This is a genomic window from Amycolatopsis sp. NPDC049159, assembly GCF_040648295.1.
GTDB lineage: Bacteria > Actinomycetota > Actinomycetes > Mycobacteriales > Pseudonocardiaceae > Amycolatopsis > Amycolatopsis pretoriensis_A.
The window spans coordinates 210,674-227,746 of the sequence record NZ_JBEZDL010000012.1; the positions used below are offsets into that span (position 1 = coordinate 210,674).

Here is a 17,073-nt window from a genome sequence, read left to right on the forward strand (position 1 = left end):
TGACCAGTAGCCTGACATTGCGGGGACGACGAGGTCAAGGATGCGGTTCGAACCGGTGGCTCCGGTCCGCGCGTACGAGCGGGTCGTCGAGCAGATCGAGCAGGCCGTGATCAGCGGCGAGCTCAAACCGGGCGAACGGCTGCCGAGCGAGCGCGAGCTGATGACGCAGTTCGGCGTCGGCCGCTCGACGATCCGGGAGGCCCTGCGCGTGCTGCAGGCCGCCGAAATGATCCGCTCGCGGCCCGGTGACCCGCGCGGCCCGGAGGTGCTGGCCGCGTCCCCCGCCGCGTTGCACCGCTCGATGCACCGGCTCGCGCGGGCGAACCACGTCGGGCTCGCGGAACTCCTGCAGTTCCGGATGATCCTCGACGGCTCGGCCCACCTGCTCGCGGCCGAGCTGCGCACGGAAGACGACCTGGCCGGCCTCGACACGGCGCTGGAGTCCATGCGCGAAGGCGTCTCGCGCGGGTATGCGGAGTTCAGCCGCGCGGACGTCGCTTTCCACGAGGTCATCGCGCGGATCTCGCGCAACCCCCTGCTGGTGGTCAGCGAAGAAGTCGTCCGCGGGGTCGTGCTGGAACTGATCGAGGACAAGCTCGAGCACGCCAGCGACCGGACGTCGCTGATGCGCACCTGGCTCGCGCACCACGCCGAGGTGCTCGACGCGATCCGGTCCGCCGACGGCGCCGGTGCGGCGCACCTGGCCAAGCAGGCGTTGTACGACAACTACGCCGAATACGTGCCCGCTCCGCAACGCCCGCTGCTGGCGCCGTTGCTGCGGTCCTAGACTCGGCCGGGTGGACGCGGCGAAACGGGACGGTGTCGGGCTCGCGCTTTCCGGGGGTGGTTACCGGGCGATGCTCTTCCACGCCGGCGCGCTCTGGCGCCTCAACGAACTCGGCTGGCTGCCGAAGCTGACCACCGTTTCCAGCGTTTCCGGCGGGTCGATCGCGGCCGGGGTGCTGGCGCACGCGTGGCACAAGCTGTACTTCGGCGAAGACGGCGTCGCGGAGAACTTCGGCAAGGAAGTCGTGCAGCCGCTGCGGAAACTGGCCCGCACGAACCTCGACGTCCCCGTGACGCTGAAGGCCATGCTCATGCCGTGGCGCAGCGCGGGCGAAGAGCTCGCAAGCCGGTACGCGAAGCACCTCTTCGGCGACTGCCGCCTCGCGGACCTCGACCCGGCCGGCCCGAACTTCGTCTTCACCGCGACCAGCCTGCAGGACGGCTCGCTGTGGTGGTTCTTCCGCCAAGCCGGGCCGCACGGGCAGATCCCGCTCGCGACGGCGGTGGCCGCGTCGTCGGCGTTCCCGCCGCTGCTTTCGCCGGTCGTGATCCCGGACCCGCACCAGCCGGACCGCAAGATCGTGCTCAGCGACGCCGGGGTGTACGACAACCTCGGCCTCGACCCGATCGAGAACCAGCGCGAGACCGTGCTGGTCAGCGACGCGGGCAAGAAGATGAAGCACGAGGAAAAGCCGAGCCACAACTGGCCGATGCAGATGTTCCGCGTGCTGACCGTGATGGACAACCAGGTCCGCGAGCTGCGCACCGGCTCACTGCTGAAGTCCTACCAGGACAAGCGGTTCGCCGGGACGTACTGGGCGACCTACAGCGACATCTCGCACTTCGACCTGCCCGACGCGCTGCCGGCGCCGGTCGAGCAGACTCGCGCGCTGGCCGTGACGAAGACGCGGCTCACCAGGATGCCGGAGCAGACGCAGGACCACCTGATCAACTGGGGTTACGCGGTGTGCGACGCCGGCATGCGGCGCTGGGTCTGCCCGGGAACCACGCTGAAGCCGGAGTTCCCGTACCCGGGTTCAGGCGTCGGCTAGGTTCGCGTAGACGACGATGTTGTCCCGGTAGGAGTGTTCGGCGTGGTCGAACGCGCCACCGCACGTGATCAGCCGCAGCTCGGGCTTGTCGCTGTTGCCGTACACGGCTTCGCGGGGGAACGTGTCCTTCGGGACCTGCGTGACGCGGTCGACGACGAACTTCAGCTTCTTGCCGTCGCTGCGGTCGACGTCCACTTCGTCGCCCGGCACGAGGTCCTTGAGCTTGAAGAAGATTCCGGGCTTCTTGTCGCCGTCGACGTGGCCGAGCACGATCGCCGGGCCGACGTCCCCGGGCACCGGCGAGAGCTTGTACCAGGCCGCCTGCATCGGCGTGTGCACCGACGGGACGGAGATCGCGCCGTCGGGCTTGACCGCCACCGCGAGCAGGCTGGACTCCGCGCCGATCTTGGGGATCTTCACCGACGTCGGCCGGAGTCCCTTGAACGGCACCGTCACCGGCGCCGAAGGGGGCACCGGGGCGGCGGCTTTCGGCTGCTCCGGGGTGCTGCAGGCGGCGAGCGCCAGCACGAGGGCGAGTGCGGCACCCGCCCGCCGGGCGCTCACCAGGCCGTGCCGCCGAAGCCCGTCTCGACCCCGCCCTTGGGCGCGACCTTGACCTGGGCCTTCGGGGCGCTGTTGCCCGGCGCGGCCGACGTCGTCGTGGCGGACGTCGCCGTGGTGACCGGGGCGGTGCTGGACGGCACGGTGCTCGACGACGAAGTGCTGGTGCCCGGCGGCTGCTCCTGCTCGAACTCGACCACGCCGTTGCCCTCGACGCCGGCGCAGGTCCAGCTGAACTTCGCGGTCGTGGTGCCGGCCGGGGCGTCGACCACGCGCACGGAGTAGTTCCAGTAGCGGCCGTCGGCCTCGTCCTGGTCCGGGCCGCCGGTGACGCTCAGGTACTGGGTCGCGACGTCGCCCGGGCGCCCGGCCGCGCAGGCGATGACCAGGACGCCTTCGCCGCCGAGGCCGACGAACCCGTGCCCGACGTTGTCCTGGTAGTCGTCCTTGGGCGGCTCGCTCGTCGCCGTCGTGGTGGTCGTGTCGGGGGCGTCGGTCTTCACCGGGCCGGTCACCGACGGCGTCGTGGTGGTCCCGGTCGTCTCCGACGTGGACGGTGCCGTCGTCGTGGTGGTCTCGGTCGTGCTCGGCGCGGTGGTGGTCGTCGTTTCGGACGACGTCGTCGTGGTCGTTTCCGGTGCCGTGGTGTCCGTCTGGGCCAGTGCGGCCGGTGCGGTGGCGGCGGTGATCAGCGCACCCGCGGACACGATGCCCGCGACCCGGCTCAGCGTTCTACCCACGACGGACTCCCAACGGCGAGGACTGCGATGCCGGACTATCGAGGCATCACCCGTCCGCGTTACTCCGGGAGGGCGAACCGCAGATCCCGCCAAAGGTCCTCGGGGTCCTCCAAACCGACGCTGAACCTGATGAGCCCGGGCGGCACGCGTTCCTCGCCGGCGAGCCAGGCCCGCCGTTCGACCAGGCTTTCGACGCCGCCGAGGCTGGTCGCCGACCGGATCAGCCGGACGCCCGCGCAGAAGGCGTCGGCCGTCTCGGCGTCGGCCAGGTCGAACGCGACCATCATCCCGAAGCCCGGGTACCGCACGCGCCGGACGGCGGGGTGCCCGGCGAGGCGCCCGGCCAGCAGCGCGGCGGTGCGGGACTGCTCCGCCAGCCGGACCGGCATGGTCCGCAGGCCGCGCAGGGCGAGCCACGCCTCCAGCGCGCCCGGCGTCGACCCGACGCGGGTCCGCGCGCCCTTCAGCTCCTCGGCGACCGCCGGGTCCTTGGCCACGGTGATGCCGAGCAGCAGGTCGCTGTGCCCGCCGATGGCCTTGGTCGCGCTGTGCACGACGACGTCGGCGCCGAGTTCGAGCGGCCGCTGCAGCAACGGCGTCGCGAAGGTGTTGTCGACGACGACCCGCCCGCGCGCGGCGGCGGCGATGGTCTCGATCGCCATCACGTCGAGGGTGGGGTTGGTCGGCGACTCGAGCCAGACCAGGTCGGCGGTCGCGGCCTCGGCGACCCAGGCGTCGGTGTCGGTCGGCTCGAGCTCGGTGACGGCGAGCTTGCCGAGCTTCTGCGCGTGGGTCAGCACCCCGCGCGTCACGGCGTAGCTGAACGTCGGCACGACGACCCGCGACCCGACCGGCAGCAGGTCCAGTACGGCGGAGAGGGTGGCGACGCCGGACGCGAACGCCGTCGCGTACCCGCCTTCCAGCGCCCCGACGGCTTCTTCGAGGGCCAGCCAGGTCGGCGTGCCGTCCCCGCGCGCGTACACGAAATCGCCACCGGCCTGGTACGTGCTGGTGGCGACGAGCGGGGTGTTCAGCGGTTCGCCGGGGCCGTGCGGGCGGCCGGCCGCGATGGCCTTGGTGCGGGGCGTCCAGTCGTCCATGCGATCACGGTAACCCGGCGCCCGGGTGGGGAGGCCGGGCCGCCCGCGCGTCCGCGAGCGGCCCGGCCTGGTCTCAGTGGGCGTACACCTCGAACTCGTAGAGCGAGTAGCCGTACTTCGTGCCGCGCTGGACGCCCTGCAGCTTGACGAACCGGGCCTGGGTCGCGGCGAACGAGACGTTGTCCTGCCCGCCGTCGCCGTCGGTCACCGAAGCCGCGTCCGTCCAGTTCACCGCGTCCGGGGAGAGCTGGATCCGGTAGCTCTTCCCGTACGCCTTCTCCCAGCTCAGCAGCACCCGGCTGACCGGCTGGACCGACCCGAGGTCGACGGTGATCGCCTGGTCGTCGCTCCAGTCGCTGGCCCAGCGGGTCGAGGCGTTGCCGTCGATCGCGTTCGACGCCGGCGAGTTGTAGAGGCCGGTCTCGGCGCTGGTGGCGCTGACCGTCTTCCCCGGCGCGAGGTTGGCGATGTTGTCGCCGCGGTGCGCGGTGTACTCGACGACCTGCTGGAACGTCGGGCGGTTCTGCCAGCTGATCTTGTCCTGCGTGATGCCGCCCAGCGGGTTGTGGACGATCGTGTCGGCGCACCACTGGTCACCGGCCGAGCAGGACGCGTCACCGGGGTAGACGGTGTTCGCGGCCTGGCCGGCGGCGGTGGTCAGCGAGTCGACCAGCGCCTGGCGGCACGTCGTGACGTTGCCGCCGCCGCAGAACGTCTGGCCGAGCGGGCCGGCCACCGGCTGGCCGAGCATCTGCCGGATGTCCTTGCTGACGTAGCCCCACCAGCCGACCTGGAACGACGAGCCCTTGTGCGGCTGGCCGGTGTGCTGCCCGTTGCCGTTCTGCCAGCCGGACGGGCTTTCGTTGATGCCGATCACGCCGGTCATCGCGTTGTAGGCGTCGTCGCCCATGCCCGGCTTGAACTCGGCCTGGACGAGCAGCGGCCACCAGGCGTCGAAGATGCGGATCGCGTCGGCGTCCGCGTACGCCTTGCTGCCCGGCGAAGTCTCCGTGCGCTTGTGGCCGTTGACCAGCCACGCTTTGAGCTTCGCCTCGGCGTCCGCGGCCGCCCCGGTGGTCGGCGTCTTGTCGAGCACCTGCAGCAGCAGCGGCAGGACGCGCTCGGCGCGCAGGTCGGCCAGCGCGGCGTCCTCCATCGCCTGGGTCAGGTTGACCCGGGTGACCTTGGTGCCGGTGAGGATCATCGTCTTCACGCGCGTGTCGAGCAGGTCGACGCGGTGCACGGCGGACTTGTCCGCGCCGGCGGCCGCGTAGCCGTTGGCCTGCGCGTTGTTCCAGCTGACGTAGTAGTCCTGGTTGACCGACTGCGGGTGCTGCGACGCCGGCGTGTAGGTCGCGACGTTGCCCGCCGGGTTCCAGCCGTTCCAGTCGTGGCCCTGGTCGCCCCACACCGGCATGTTCGGGTCCACATTGGACTGCCGCGACGGGTTGCTCCCCGAGTTGAAGTACGCGATGTCCTTCGAGTCGGCGTAGAACCAGTTGAACGTGTAGTTGATGTCGGCCGCGGCCTTCTGGAAGTCCGCCGCGGACTTGACGAAGCCCGGGTCGTTCAGCTCCTGGAAGCCGATCAGCGAGTCGACCTCGTGGAAGTACGACGAGCGCAGCGCCGCGTAGGCCACCGGCTTGCCGCCGACGGTCGCCCGGCTCTGCACCGGCCCGTACTTCGTCCGGTAGCTGCGCAAGGTGTACGAACCCGCCGCGGTCCCGTCGGCCACCGTCGGCTTCCAGGCGTTCTTGACCTCGACGGTCTCCATCGGGATGCACTGGCCTTGCCAGGTGTAGTAGTTCGAGTCCTTCGTCGGCGCCTTGCCGCTCGGGTCGCACAGCGTCAGCGCGTAGGTGTCGATGATGTCCTGCGCCGACGTCGTCGCGCTCCACGAGTAGTCCTGCCCGCGCCCGAGGAGCGTGTACATGCTCAGGCCGGCGAAGGCCGCGCCGCGCGAGCTGATGCCCGGGCCCTGCAGTTCCTGCAACAGCAGCAGCTGCGGGGCGAAGTAGCCGGTCTGCGGGCCGAACACGGCGACCGGGTGACCGCTGGCGGTCTTCGCGCCGGAGACGAGCAGCGCGTTGGACATGCCGTGCTTCTCGCTGAGCATGTTGCCCGGCAGCACGCCGCCTTCGAACATGCCGCGGGCGGGCTCCTGGTCGGCGGGCGCGGCGACGTCCACAGTGGACGGTGTCGCGGTCGAGGCCGAGCCGGTCTTGTCGAACACGAGCTGCTGCCCGGTCACCGAACCCTTGTCCGGCATCGCCCGGCCGGCCGCGTTGGCCGGCGTCTTGCCGTACGGGAAGGTCTGGCCGTCGTGCAGTGTCTTGACGGCTTCGGGGTCGTCCTCTGAACGGAGGCTCTGCCACACCTTCTCGCCCTGGACGACGCCGTACTTCTCCTGCATCGCGAGCTTCGCGATGGCGTTCTGCACCTCGCCGCCGCCGCCCGCGCCGAACTCGGCGCCGACCAGCGAGGCGAGCGCGACCAGGTCGGTCAGCTTGAACGGGTCGATCGACCCGGCGTTGGTGATCGCGTCGACGTGCCCGGTGAGCACGTACTCGCCCGGGAAGTACCGGCCGCTGTAGGAGTCGCTGATGTACTTGTTGATGCCGTCGACGTAAGCCTGCGCGTCGGCGAGGCCCTGCGCGCCGCGCGGGCCGTTGCTCGCCACGCGGTCGATCTGCTGCTGCAGCTCGGCTTCGGTGTACGGCGCGTTCGAGAAGAACTGCTGCTCCAGCTCGCGGTTGGCCTCCGCGCCGCCGGCGAACGGGGTGACCTGCCCGCGCGCGGCGTGGCGCAGGACGTCCATCAGCCACAGCCGGTCCTGCGCGGCGGCGTACCCGGCGCCGAACTCGGTGCCGGACCGGGTGGTGCCGGTGATGTGCGGGACGCCGAGGGCCTTGTCCCGCACGATCGTCACGTCGGAGCGCGGCTTGGTCGTGCTCGCGACCTGGTCGGCGGCGACGCCGAACGACGAGTCGTTGAAGTACTGGTTGATCGCGCCGGTGGTCAGCGTCTGGTAGCCGTTGGCCAGGGAGGAGTACTTCCCGAGCTGGTCGGCCGAGTGCGCCGGACGGGTACCGAGCACCTTGTGCGCCAGGATTTCCGCGAGGGTGGCGCTGCCCTGTTCGCCGGGCGGCAGGATGTCGCTGCACTGCCCGCCGCAGTAGTCGTCGGGCGACGCGGCCGCCTGCGCGGCCGGCGCGGTGACGGCGACTTGGGTCAGCCCGGCCACGAGGGCCCCCAGCGCCGTGAAGGTCAAGGCTCGGATGCCTCGTCGCATACCGGGCTCCCCTCAGCTCAGAAGAGTGACGAAGCGCACGCTACCGAGCAGTAGGACAAGTGTGAAGAGTTTTCGCGTTTTTCCCTCCTTGGGCGTAGGCCGATCGGCGCAGCCCCTCACGCGTGGGTACGGTGAGGCCCATGACCTTGGAAAAGCCCCAAATCGACCGCCCGGACGGCCCTGCGCCGGCCGACCTCGAGATCACCGACATCACCGTCGGTGACGGCGCCGAAGCCACGGCCGGCACCACCGTCACCGTGCACTACGTCGGTGTTTCGCACGCCACGGGCGCGCAGTTCGACGCCTCGTGGGACCGCGGCGAGCCGCTGCGCTTCGGCCTGGGCGCCGGCCAGGTCATCGCCGGCTGGGACCAGGGTGTCGCGGGCATGAAGATCGGCGGACGGCGCAAGCTCGTCATCCCGCCGCACCTGGCCTACGGCGACCGCGGCGCGGGCGGCGTCATCAAGCCCGGCGAGACCTTGATCTTCGTCGTCGACCTGGTCGGTGTGAACTAGGTTGTCCGGCGGTGGCGGGAAGAGCTCGCCACCGCCGACCCGCACAGGGGGATCCGATGCGCGCTCGCGCACTCCTTTCCGCAACCTTCTTCGCGCTCGCCGCGGCGGTCGTGACCGCGGCACCGGCTTCGGCCGTGGCCAACGGCGCCGACGTCCCGCAGGGGACGTTCAAGTTCGCCGCGAAGCTCACCATGACCGACATCCCGAAGCCCGACGGCAGCAAGTACAACAGCGCCTGCTCGGGTTCCCTGATCGCCAAGAAGTGGATCATCACCGCCGGCCACTGCTTCCACGACGCGGCCCGCAACCCGGTCTCCGGCCCGGTGCCGTACCCGACGTCCGTGCTGCTGGGTACCACCACCGTGGACAAGGCGGGCGTCACCCGCAACGTCGTGACGGTGTACCAGTCGCCGAGCAACGACATCGCGATCGCGGAGCTCGACAAGGCCGTGTCCGGCATCGAGCCGCTGACGATCAACCGCAGGACGCCGGTGGTGGACCAGAAGGTCGTGCTGGCGGGCTGGGGCAGCCTCACCGCCGTCGACCCGACGCCGGGCACGAAGCTCCAGCAGGGCCTGATGAAGGTGGCCACGGTCGACCCGCAGTACGTCGGCGTGAAGGGTTTCGCCCCGACGTCGACGACGAGCGCCTGCACCTACGACTCCGGTGCGCCGTACTTCGTCCCGGCGGGCAAGAACGGCGGCCGCCTGGTTTCCATCGAAAGCGACGGACCGGACTGCCCGCACGACCAGGCCGAAACCACCGCGCGCGTCGACGTCGTGGCGGACTGGATCGCTTCGCACTTGGGCTGAACGGCGTCTTTTCCCGCGCCTCGGCGTCACTACCCTCGAAAGTGATCACCGGCCTTCGACCGCCGGTGCGTGACAAGGGGGATCCACCGATGCGCGTACGCGCTGTGTTCTCTGCTGTCCTTTTGACGCTGGCCGCCGGCCTCGCCACGGCGGGGCCGGCTTCGGCCGTGGCGAACGGTTCCGACGTCCCCGCGGGGACGTTCAAGTTCGCCGCGAAGCTGACCATGACGAACATCCCGAAGCCCGACGGGACGAAGTACAACAGCGCGTGCTCCGGCGCGCTGATCGCGGCGAAGTGGATCATCACCGCCGGGCACTGCTTCCACGACGCCAACCGCAACCGCGTCTCCGGCCCGGTGCCGTACCCGACGTCGGTGCTGCTGGGCACGGTCAACCAGAGCACGCCGGGCGTGACCCGCAACGTCGTCACCGTGTACCAGGCGAGCGCCAACGACATCGCGATCGCGACCCTCGACGCGGACGTCACCGGCATCACGCCGCTGACGGTCAACCGCGTCACGCCGTCGGTCGGGCAGCTGCTCACGCTCGCCGGCTGGGGCAGCCTCACCGCCACCAACCCGGCGCCGTCGACGAAGCTGCAGCAGGGCACGGTGAAGGTCGGCCAGGTGGCCACCTCGACGCTCGGCGTGCAGGGCGTCGCCCCGACGACGACCACGAGCGCGTGCGTGTACGACTCGGGCGCGCCGTACTTCGTCGCGGGCGGCACCGGCGGGCAGCTGGTGTCCGTCGAGTCGACCGGCCCGGACTGCCCCCACAACCAGCTCGAGACGACCTCCCGGGTGGACGTCGTAGCGGACTGGATCGCTTCGCACCTCGGCTGACCACCGTCCGGGCGTCACCCGGGTACGACATCGGGTGACGCCCGGCCAGGGAATTCCCCGCGGGCCGCGGCGGCCCTAACGTCGAACGTCGATGTCGACTCGACGAAGGGGAAGAATGCGCCTGCGCGCCCTGCTCGCCGCTGCTGTCCTGACCATCACCACCGCACCGACGGCCTGGGCCGTCGCCCACGGCACCGACGTCCCACCGGGGCAGTTCGGGAACGTCGCGAAGCTTTCGATGACGAAGATCCCGCGCCCGGACGGCTCCACGTACAGCAGTTATTGCACCGGCGCGCTGATCGCACCGGCCTGGGTGCTGACGACCGGGCACTGCTTCCACGACGCCAACCGCAACCGCGTCGCGGGCAAGGTCCCGTACCCGACGACGGTGACGCTGGGCCTGGTCGACGAAGCGGTCGAATCGGGCGTGGCCCGCAAGGCGACCGAGGTCCTCCAGGCGAAGGAGAACGACGTCGCGCTGATCCGCCTGGACACCCCGGTGACGACGGTGCCCCCGCTGGCGGTGAGCCGCGCGGTCCCGAAGGTCGGCCAGCAGCTGACCCTGGCCGGCTGGGGCAGCCTGACGGGCACCGACCCCAAGCCGGCGATCCGCATGCAGCAGGGCACGGTGGCGGTGGCGAAGGTGGACCCGGCCACGCTGGGTGTCCGCGGCGCGGCCCCGGAGATCACGACGAGCGCGTGCACGTACGACTCGGGAGCCCCGTACTTCACGGGCGGCAAACTGGTCGCCTTGGAGGCAACGGGCCCGGGCTGCCCCCACGCGGGCATCGAAACGACGAGCCGAGCGGACGTGATAGCGGACTGGATAGCCACCCACACGGCGTAACTTCGCCCAGGGCGAACAAGCCACAAAACCCGTGACATTCCCCACCGACCACGCCGGAAGCCGCGCGTGCCGCACCGTGGGGGGTCCGGGGGGCTCGGCCCCCCGGGAGAGATCGGGCCAACGGGAAAGGGGCCGGTCGCGCAAGCGACCGGCCCCTTGAACAGCGTGGGCGAGGAGGGAGTTGAACCCTCACGTCCTTTCGGACACACGGACCTGAACCGTGCGCGTCTGCCATTCCGCCACTCGCCCGAGTGCTTCTCTGACAGCGAGGAGAAGACTAGCAGGTGGTTTGAACGGGTTTCACCGGGGGCCGTGTAGAGGCTCGCTCACCCGGATAGGATCGATGCGGAAGCACGAGCGTGAAGGAGGTTTTCCCCGGTGGGCCGCGCCGAGAGATTCGACAGGCGACTCGAGAACCTGGTGGGGAACACTTTCGCGCGCATGTTCGGTGGCAACGTCGTCACGCAGGAAGTGGCGATCGCCCTGGAGCGGGAGAGTGAGGAGAACGTTCGTGAGCTGGCAGGCGGTCGGCAGCTCGCCCCGAATCACTACATCGTGTCCTTGGGGACGGCTGACCACGAGCGCATGGCCGGTGACGAGCAGCGGGTCACCCAGGTGCTGGCCGAGGCGGTGGCGGAACACCTCGCCGCCGAGGGCCTGGACACCTATGGTGACGTCGTCGTATCACTCGAGCGCAACGAGGCGCTGCATACTGGACAGTTCAAGACCCGTTCGTCCGTCGATCCCGACGCCCGCCCCGCGGCCGCCGGTTCACCGCGGTCGGCACGACCCAGCAACGCAGGAGACCCAGCAATGAGCCAGCCCCCCGGCTACGGCCAATACGACCAGGGTGACCCGTACGGCCAGCAGGGCCAGTACGGCTACGGACAGCAGGGTGGCCAGCAGCCCGGGTACGACCAGGGTTATGGCCAGCAGCAGGGCGGCTACGACCAGTACGGCCAGCAGCAGCCGGGTGGTGGTTACGACCAGTACGGCCAGCAGCAGCAGGCCGGTTACGACCAGGGCGGCTACGCCCAGCCCCAGCAGGGTGGCTACGACCAGTACGGCGGCCAGCAGCAGCCGGGCTACGACCAGGGCGGCTACGCCCAGCCCCAGCAGGGCGGTTACGACCAGGGCGGCTACGCCCAGCCCCAGCAGGGTGGCTACGACCAGTACGGCGGCCAGCAGCAGGGCGGGTACGACCAGTACGGCGGCCAGCAGCAGGCCGGATACGACCAGTACGGCCAGCAGCAGGCGTACGGCCAGCCGGCCGCCGACCCGTACGCGCAGCAGCAGGGCGGCTACGCCCCGCCCGCGGCGGGCCGTCAGCTCGCGGCGAGCCTGCAGCTGGACGACGGCTCGAACCGCACGTACTCGCTGAAGCAGGGCGGGAACGTCGTGGGCCGCGGCCAGGACGCGGACTTCCGCCTCCCGGACACCGGTGTCTCCCGCCGGCACCTGGAGATCACCTGGGACGGCCAGAGCGCGACGCTCGCCGACATCGGTTCGACCAACGGCACGACCGTGAACGGGACTCCGGTCCAGACCTGGCAGCTCGCCGACGGCGACGTCATCCGGGTGGGCCATTCGTCCCTCGTGTTCCGTACACAGGGCTGACTCGGGGCACGGAATACTGTTCCCGCAGAATTGACGTGCGGGGGGACCGCGGCGTACCCGCGCCGCGGCTGCACGGACGAGTCGGGAGCGGACACACCAAGTGCCAGAGCTGGTCGTACAACTCACCAGGGTGGGCTTCCTCGTGCTGCTCTGGCTCTTCGTGTTCGCCGCGCTCAGAGTCGTCCGCTCGGACCTCTACGCGGCATCGGGCATGCGCGTCCAGGTTCCGACCTTCGGGCGCAAGAAGGAGAAGAAGCCGCGCAACAGCAAGTCCCCGCAGCAGCTGCTGGTCACCCACGGCGCACTGGCGGGGACGCGCATCGCGCTGGACGGCCGGCCGATCCTGATCGGCCGGGCCGACGACTCCACGTTGGTGCTCGACGACGACTACGCGTCGACCCGGCACGCGCGGATCGCCCAGCGCGGTGAGGACTGGTACGTGGAAGATCTGGGCTCGACGAACGGGACGTATCTCGACCGGGCTAAGGTCACTGCACCCCTCCGGGTCCCGCTCGGAGTCCCCATCCGGATCGGCAAGACGGTGATCGAGCTTCGCCCATGACTCTCGTCCTCCGCTACGCAGCCCGCAGCGACCGGGGCCTGGTGCGTTCGAGCAACCAGGACTCCGTGTACGCCGGCCCTCGCCTGCTCGCGCTCGCCGACGGGATGGGTGGCCACGCGGCGGGTGAAGTGGCCAGCAAGGTCGTCATCGCCTCCCTCGCTCCCCTCGACGACGACGAACCGCGCGACGACCTCCTCGCCCAGCTCCGGGAGGCGGTGGCCAACGGCAACGCCGCCATCGCCGAACTCGTCTCGCAGGACCCCGATCTCGACGGCATGGGCACGACGCTCACCGCGGTGCTCTTCGCGGGCACGCGCCTGGGCCTGGTGCACGTCGGCGACTCGCGGGCGTACCTGCTCCGTGGCGGTCAGTTCGCGCAGATCACGCGCGACGACAGCTTCGTCAACGAACTCCTCGAACAGGGCCGCATCACGCCGGAAGAGGCGGCGGTGCACCCGCAGCGGTCGCTGCTGCTCAAGGCGCTCACCGGGCACGAGGTGGAACCGAGCCTGACCGTGCGCGAAGCCCGCGCCGGCGACCGGTACCTGATCTGCTCGGACGGCCTGTCCGGCATGGTCAGCGACGAGACGCTCACCGAAGCCGTGCAGATCCCGGACCCGCAGCAGTGCGCGGACCGGATGATCGAGCTGGCGCTCAAGGGCGGCGGCACGGACAACGTGACCGTGATCATCGCCGACGTGGTCGACGTCGACTTCGGCGAGGACGCGCCCATCGTGGGCGGCGCCGCCGGGGACGGCAGCGACGAGCTGCACCAGGGCGATTCGCCCGCGGCGCGGGCCAGGGCGCTGACCCAGCCGCCGCCGCAGCAGCGCCCGGAGCTCCCGCAGCCGACCGAAGACCCGAAAGCCAAGCGCCGGAAGCGGTTCCGCTGGCTCGCCGGCGCACTGGTGGTCCTGGTGGTGCTCGCCGCGGCCGCCATCGCCACCCGGTACTTCGTGCTGAGTCAGTACTATGTCGGCGAAGGTGCGGACGAGGAAGTCGTGATCTACCGCGGCGTCCCCGGCAGCATCCTCGGCATCGACCTGCACACCTACGAGCAGGGCTCCTGCCCGCCCAACCAGGTGTGCACGGACAAGCTGCGCGTCGACCAGCTCCAGGAGGACGCGCGGTTGGCGGTGCAGAACGGCGTCAAGAAGGACAGCCTCGACGACGCCCGGAAGTACATCGACGACTTCCTGCAGCTGCACAAGCGCCTGAACAACTGCGCGCCGACGGGCGGTCAGACCTCGCCGACGCCGACCAACCCGGTCTCGCCGACGACGACTCCGACGGCACCGGCCGGTTCCACCGCTCCATCGTCGGCGAACCAGCCAGCGGGGAGGGACTGCTCGACGCCGAGTTCGACGGCACCGACGACGGGAGGCGGTAACTGATGGGCCAGCCCGTCGCGCGTTCCGCCGAACCGCTCGCCGCGCAGTTCCAGACGAACCCGCCGCGCGAGGTCCCGACCCGGCGCAACACCGAGCTCGTCCTGCTGGGCTTCGCGGCGTTCATCGTCACGATCGCGCTGGTGCTCGTCGAGGCGAACCAGGAGCAGGAGCTCACCGCCTCGATCCTCTGGCTCGGGCTGGCCTACCTCGGCATCTTCGCCGCCGCGCACCTCGCCGTCCGCAAGTGGGCGCCGTACGCGGATCCGGTGCTGCTCCCCTGCGTCGCGCTGCTCAACGGCATCGGCCTGGTGATGATCCACCGGATCGACCTGGCGCTGGCCGAGCGGGCCCTGCAGAACGGCAAGGACTACACGCCCGCCGTCACCGCGCAGGTCCTGTTCACGGTGATCTCGCTGGTGTTCTTCGTCGCCGTGCTGGTCGTGGTCAACGACCACCGCACCCTGACCCGCTACGGCTACACCGCGGGCCTGGTCGGGATCGTCGCGCTGGCGCTGCCCGCGCTGCTGCCGTCGAGCCTCTCCGAGGTCAACGGCGCCAAGGTGTGGCTGAAGCTGCCGTTCTTCTCGATCCAGCCGGGCGAGTTCGCGAAGATCCTGCTGATGGTCTTCTTCGCTTCGTTCCTGGTGTCGAAGCGGGACCTGTTCATGGTGGCGGGAAAGCGGCTCGTCGGCGTCGAGCTGCCGCGTGCCCGCGACCTCGGCCCGATCCTCATCGCCGCGTTCGTCTGCATCGGCATCCTGGTGTTCGAGAAGGACCTCGGCACCTCGCTGCTGTTCTTCAGCGTCATCCTGGTGATGCTGTACGTCGCGACCGAGCGGGCCATCTGGGTCGTCCTCGGCCTGAGCTTCTTCGCGGTCGGCTGCGTCATCGCCTACAACCTCTTCGGGCACGTGCAGCAGCGCGTCGCGAACTGGCTGGACCCGCTGGCCACCTACGACGAGGCGGGCGGCGGTTACCAGCTCGCCCAAGGCCTGTTCGGGCTCGGCACCGGCGGCGTCGGCGGCACCGGGCTCGGCGCCGGCCGGCCGGACATGGTGCCCGAGGCCAACACCGACTTCATCACCGCGTCGATCGGCGAAGAGCTCGGCTTCATCGGGCTGGCCGCCGTCCTGATGCTGTACTTGCTGGTCGCGATGCGCGGCATGCGCAGCGCGCTCGCGGTGCGCGACACGTTCGGCAAGCTGCTCGGCGGCGGGCTCGCGTTCACCATGGTCATGCAGATCTTCGTCGTCGTCGGCGGGGTCACGAAACTCATCCCGGAGACCGGTATCACCGCGCCCTTCCTGTCCAAGGGCGGCTCGTCGCTGCTCGCGAACTACATCCTGGTCGCGCTGCTGCTCCGGATCTCCGACGCCGCCCGCAAGCCGGCCGCCCGCCCGAAGCCGCAGCAGCAGCCCCAGGCGCCGATCGCGGAAGCGCACACCGTGCTCGTGCAGCGCCCGCCGGCGGACGGGGGCGCGCAGGCATGAACACCCCGCTCCGCAAGGTCGGCATGGCGATGCTCGTCATGGTCGTCCTGCTGCTGGCCAACGCCACCTACATCCAGGTGGTGAAGGCCGACGACTACCGCACCGACTCGCGCAACGCGCGCGTGCTCTACGACGAGTTCGCCCGCCAGCGCGGCAAGATCGTGTCGCAGGCCAACGGCGAGGTGCTGGCCAGCGTCGACCCGTCCAACGACAAGTACAAGTACATCCGGACCTACGCCGACGGCCCGATGTACGCGCCGGTCACCGGCTACTACTCGATCAACTACGGCGCCGGCGGCCTCGAGCGCTCCGAGGACGACGTCCTGAACGGCTCCGACCCGCGGCTGTTCGTGCGGCGGCTCTCGGACATGGTCACCGGCCGCGACCCCAGCGGCGGCAACGTCCGGCTGACCATCGACCCGGCCGTGCAGAAGGCCGCGTACGACCTGATGACGCAGAAGGGCTACACCGGTTCCGTCGTCGCGCTGGAGCCCAAGACCGGCCGGATCCTGGCGATGGTCTCGACGCCGTCGTACGACCCGAACAAGCTGGCTTCGCACACGTCGAAGGCGCAGACCGACGCCTGGAACGCGAACAACAAGGACCCGAAGAAGCCCATGCTGAACCGGGCGATCTCCGAGACCTACCCGCCGGGTTCGACGTTCAAGCTGGTCACCGCGGCGGCCGTGCTCGAAGACGGCAAGGGCCCGGACACCCCGGTCGACCCGGCGCCGAACACGAAGCTCCCGGGCACCAGCGTGACGCTGGAGAACTACGCCGGCGCCGCGTGCCCGGGCACCACGTTCAAGGACGCGCTCGCGCACTCCTGCAACGTGCCGTTCGCGCAGTTCGCCGGCCAGCTCGGCGCGGACAAGATGAAGAAGACGGCGGCGAACTTCGGCATCGGGCAGACCGACCTGACCGTGCCGATGAAGGTCGCGCCGTCGACGGTCGGCCCGCTCGACTCGCAGGGCGCGCTCTACCAGAGCGGCATCGGCCAGCGCGACGTCCGGCTCACGCCACTGCAGGACTGCCTGCTCGCGGCCACCGTGGCCAACGGCGGGATGGCGATGAAGCCGCAGCTCGTGCAGTCGGTGCTGGCGCCGGACCTGTCGACCATCGAGGACTACAGCCCCACCGAGCTCACCGGCACGGCGGCACTTTCGTCGTCGAACGCCGCGATCCTCAAGGACATGATGATCGCTTCCGAGGGCTTCACCAAGGGCGGCGGCAAGCGCCCGGACATCCAGATCGCGTCGAAGACCGGCACCGCCGAACACGGCACGGACTCCAAGAACACCGCACCGCACGCCTGGTACACCGGTTTCGCCCCGGCGAACGACCCGCAGATCGCGGTCGCCGTCATCGTCGAAGACGGCGGCAACCGCGGGCTCGCGGCCACCGGCGGTACCGTCGCGGCGGAAATCGGCCGCGCGGCGATCAACGCCAAGCTCGGGGGTGGATAG

The 17,073-nt window shown here is 70.3% G+C and carries 15 protein-coding genes and 1 tRNA gene; 11 read left to right on the forward strand and 5 right to left on the reverse strand.

Annotation, left to right across the window (positions count from 1 at the left end):
* The first annotated feature begins 40 nt into the window (after window positions 1-40).
* Both AB0B33_RS23470 and AB0B33_RS23475 read left to right on the forward strand, forming a co-directional pair.
* Window positions 41-787 carry a FadR/GntR family transcriptional regulator gene (locus AB0B33_RS23470; RefSeq protein WP_360775266.1) on the forward strand — a complete coding sequence of 249 codons (747 nt, stop codon included), beginning with the start codon at window positions 41-43 and terminating at the stop codon, window positions 785-787.
* Window positions 788-797: 10 nt separating this feature from the next.
* A complete protein-coding gene (locus AB0B33_RS23475) occupies window positions 798-1,838 on the forward strand; it encodes a patatin-like phospholipase family protein (protein WP_360775269.1) in 1,041 nt (346 codons plus the stop codon).
* Here the strand turns inward: AB0B33_RS23475 and AB0B33_RS23480 are convergent.
* From AB0B33_RS23480 to AB0B33_RS23495, 4 genes are all read right to left on the reverse strand, one after another.
* Complete coding sequence (locus AB0B33_RS23480; RefSeq protein WP_360775271.1) at window positions 1,824-2,402, reverse strand: class F sortase; 579 nt, start codon at window positions 2,400-2,402, stop codon at window positions 1,824-1,826. The two genes, AB0B33_RS23475 and AB0B33_RS23480, sit on opposite strands and share 15 nt — an antisense overlap.
* Complete coding sequence (locus AB0B33_RS23485; RefSeq protein WP_360775274.1) at window positions 2,399-3,139, reverse strand: hypothetical protein; 741 nt, start codon at window positions 3,137-3,139, stop codon at window positions 2,399-2,401. Before AB0B33_RS23485 ends, AB0B33_RS23480 begins: the two co-directional genes overlap by 4 nt.
* 59 nt (window positions 3,140-3,198) lie before the next feature.
* Entirely contained in the window at window positions 3,199-4,239 is a 1,041-nt protein-coding gene (locus AB0B33_RS23490) for a PLP-dependent transferase (protein ID WP_360775277.1), read from the reverse strand.
* A 73-nt stretch (window positions 4,240-4,312) separates the two neighbouring features.
* Window positions 4,313-7,531 (reverse strand): penicillin acylase family protein, encoded by a 3,219-nt coding sequence (locus AB0B33_RS23495; RefSeq protein WP_360775280.1) that lies wholly within the window; start codon window positions 7,529-7,531, stop codon window positions 4,313-4,315.
* Between the two features lie 140 nt (window positions 7,532-7,671).
* Here AB0B33_RS23495 and AB0B33_RS23500 point away from each other — a divergent pair, with 140 nt between their 5' ends.
* The 4 genes from AB0B33_RS23500 to AB0B33_RS23515 all read left to right on the forward strand — a co-directional run bounded on the left by AB0B33_RS23500 (window position 7,672) and on the right by AB0B33_RS23515 (window position 10,547).
* The gene (locus AB0B33_RS23500; protein ID WP_360775282.1) at window positions 7,672-8,046 is read left to right on the forward strand and encodes an FKBP-type peptidyl-prolyl cis-trans isomerase; all 375 of its coding nucleotides are present in this window, start codon (window positions 7,672-7,674) and stop codon (window positions 8,044-8,046) included.
* A 56-nt stretch (window positions 8,047-8,102) separates the two neighbouring features.
* On the forward strand, window positions 8,103-8,858 hold the full coding sequence (locus AB0B33_RS23505) for a trypsin-like serine protease (RefSeq protein ID WP_360775285.1): 756 nt from the start codon (window positions 8,103-8,105) through the stop codon (window positions 8,856-8,858).
* An 89-nt stretch (window positions 8,859-8,947) separates the two neighbouring features.
* Window positions 8,948-9,700 carry a trypsin-like serine protease gene (locus AB0B33_RS23510; protein WP_360775288.1) on the forward strand — a complete coding sequence of 251 codons (753 nt, stop codon included), beginning with the start codon at window positions 8,948-8,950 and terminating at the stop codon, window positions 9,698-9,700.
* Between the two features lie 115 nt (window positions 9,701-9,815).
* Window positions 9,816-10,547, forward strand: a complete 732-nt coding sequence (locus tag AB0B33_RS23515) for a trypsin-like serine protease (protein WP_247016154.1) — start codon at window positions 9,816-9,818, stop codon at window positions 10,545-10,547.
* 166 nt (window positions 10,548-10,713) lie between these two features.
* Here AB0B33_RS23515 and AB0B33_RS23520 read toward each other — a convergent pair.
* Window positions 10,714-10,796 (reverse strand) — tRNA-Leu (locus AB0B33_RS23520).
* 129 nt (window positions 10,797-10,925) lie between these two features.
* Between AB0B33_RS23520 and AB0B33_RS23525 the strand changes: the two genes are divergently transcribed.
* From AB0B33_RS23525 to AB0B33_RS23545, 5 genes are all read left to right on the forward strand, one after another.
* Window positions 10,926-12,164, forward strand: a complete 1,239-nt coding sequence (locus AB0B33_RS23525) for a DUF3662 and FHA domain-containing protein (protein WP_360775292.1) — start codon at window positions 10,926-10,928, stop codon at window positions 12,162-12,164.
* Window positions 12,165-12,264: 100 nt separating this feature from the next.
* Window positions 12,265-12,726, forward strand: a complete 462-nt coding sequence (locus tag AB0B33_RS23530) for an FHA domain-containing protein (RefSeq protein ID WP_003079002.1) — start codon at window positions 12,265-12,267, stop codon at window positions 12,724-12,726.
* Window positions 12,723-14,120 carry a PP2C family serine/threonine-protein phosphatase gene (locus AB0B33_RS23535; RefSeq protein WP_247016158.1) on the forward strand — a complete coding sequence of 466 codons (1,398 nt, stop codon included), beginning with the start codon at window positions 12,723-12,725 and terminating at the stop codon, window positions 14,118-14,120. Before AB0B33_RS23530 ends, AB0B33_RS23535 begins: the two co-directional genes overlap by 4 nt.
* Window positions 14,120-15,607, forward strand: a complete 1,488-nt coding sequence (locus AB0B33_RS23540) for an FtsW/RodA/SpoVE family cell cycle protein (RefSeq protein ID WP_247016160.1) — start codon at window positions 14,120-14,122, stop codon at window positions 15,605-15,607. The genes AB0B33_RS23535 and AB0B33_RS23540 overlap by 1 nt, the downstream gene beginning before the upstream one ends.
* Window positions 15,604-17,073, forward strand: coding sequence for a penicillin-binding protein 2 (locus AB0B33_RS23545; protein WP_360775296.1), 1,470 nt, complete (start codon window positions 15,604-15,606; stop codon window positions 17,071-17,073). The genes AB0B33_RS23540 and AB0B33_RS23545 overlap by 4 nt, the downstream gene beginning before the upstream one ends.

What these genes read in the sequence shown, in the direction of transcription:
- AB0B33_RS23470 (WP_360775266.1), top strand. Translation starts at nt 41, where the DNA reads ATGCGGTTCGAACCGGTGGCTCCGGTCCGCGCGTACGAGCGGGTCGTC.
- AB0B33_RS23490 (WP_360775277.1), bottom strand. Translation starts at nt 4,239, where the DNA reads ATGGACGACTGGACGCCCCGCACCAAGGCCATCGCGGCCGGCCGCCCG.
- AB0B33_RS23495 (WP_360775280.1), bottom strand. Translation starts at nt 7,531, where the DNA reads ATGCGACGAGGCATCCGAGCCTTGACCTTCACGGCGCTGGGGGCCCTC.
- AB0B33_RS23500 (WP_360775282.1), top strand. Translation starts at nt 7,672, where the DNA reads ATGACCTTGGAAAAGCCCCAAATCGACCGCCCGGACGGCCCTGCGCCG.
- AB0B33_RS23505 (WP_360775285.1), top strand. Translation starts at nt 8,103, where the DNA reads ATGCGCGCTCGCGCACTCCTTTCCGCAACCTTCTTCGCGCTCGCCGCG.
- AB0B33_RS23510 (WP_360775288.1), top strand. Translation starts at nt 8,948, where the DNA reads ATGCGCGTACGCGCTGTGTTCTCTGCTGTCCTTTTGACGCTGGCCGCC.
- AB0B33_RS23515 (WP_247016154.1), top strand. Translation starts at nt 9,816, where the DNA reads ATGCGCCTGCGCGCCCTGCTCGCCGCTGCTGTCCTGACCATCACCACC.
- AB0B33_RS23535 (WP_247016158.1), top strand. Translation starts at nt 12,723, where the DNA reads ATGACTCTCGTCCTCCGCTACGCAGCCCGCAGCGACCGGGGCCTGGTG.
- AB0B33_RS23540 (WP_247016160.1), top strand. Translation starts at nt 14,120, where the DNA reads ATGGGCCAGCCCGTCGCGCGTTCCGCCGAACCGCTCGCCGCGCAGTTC.
- AB0B33_RS23545 (WP_360775296.1), top strand. Translation starts at nt 15,604, where the DNA reads ATGAACACCCCGCTCCGCAAGGTCGGCATGGCGATGCTCGTCATGGTC.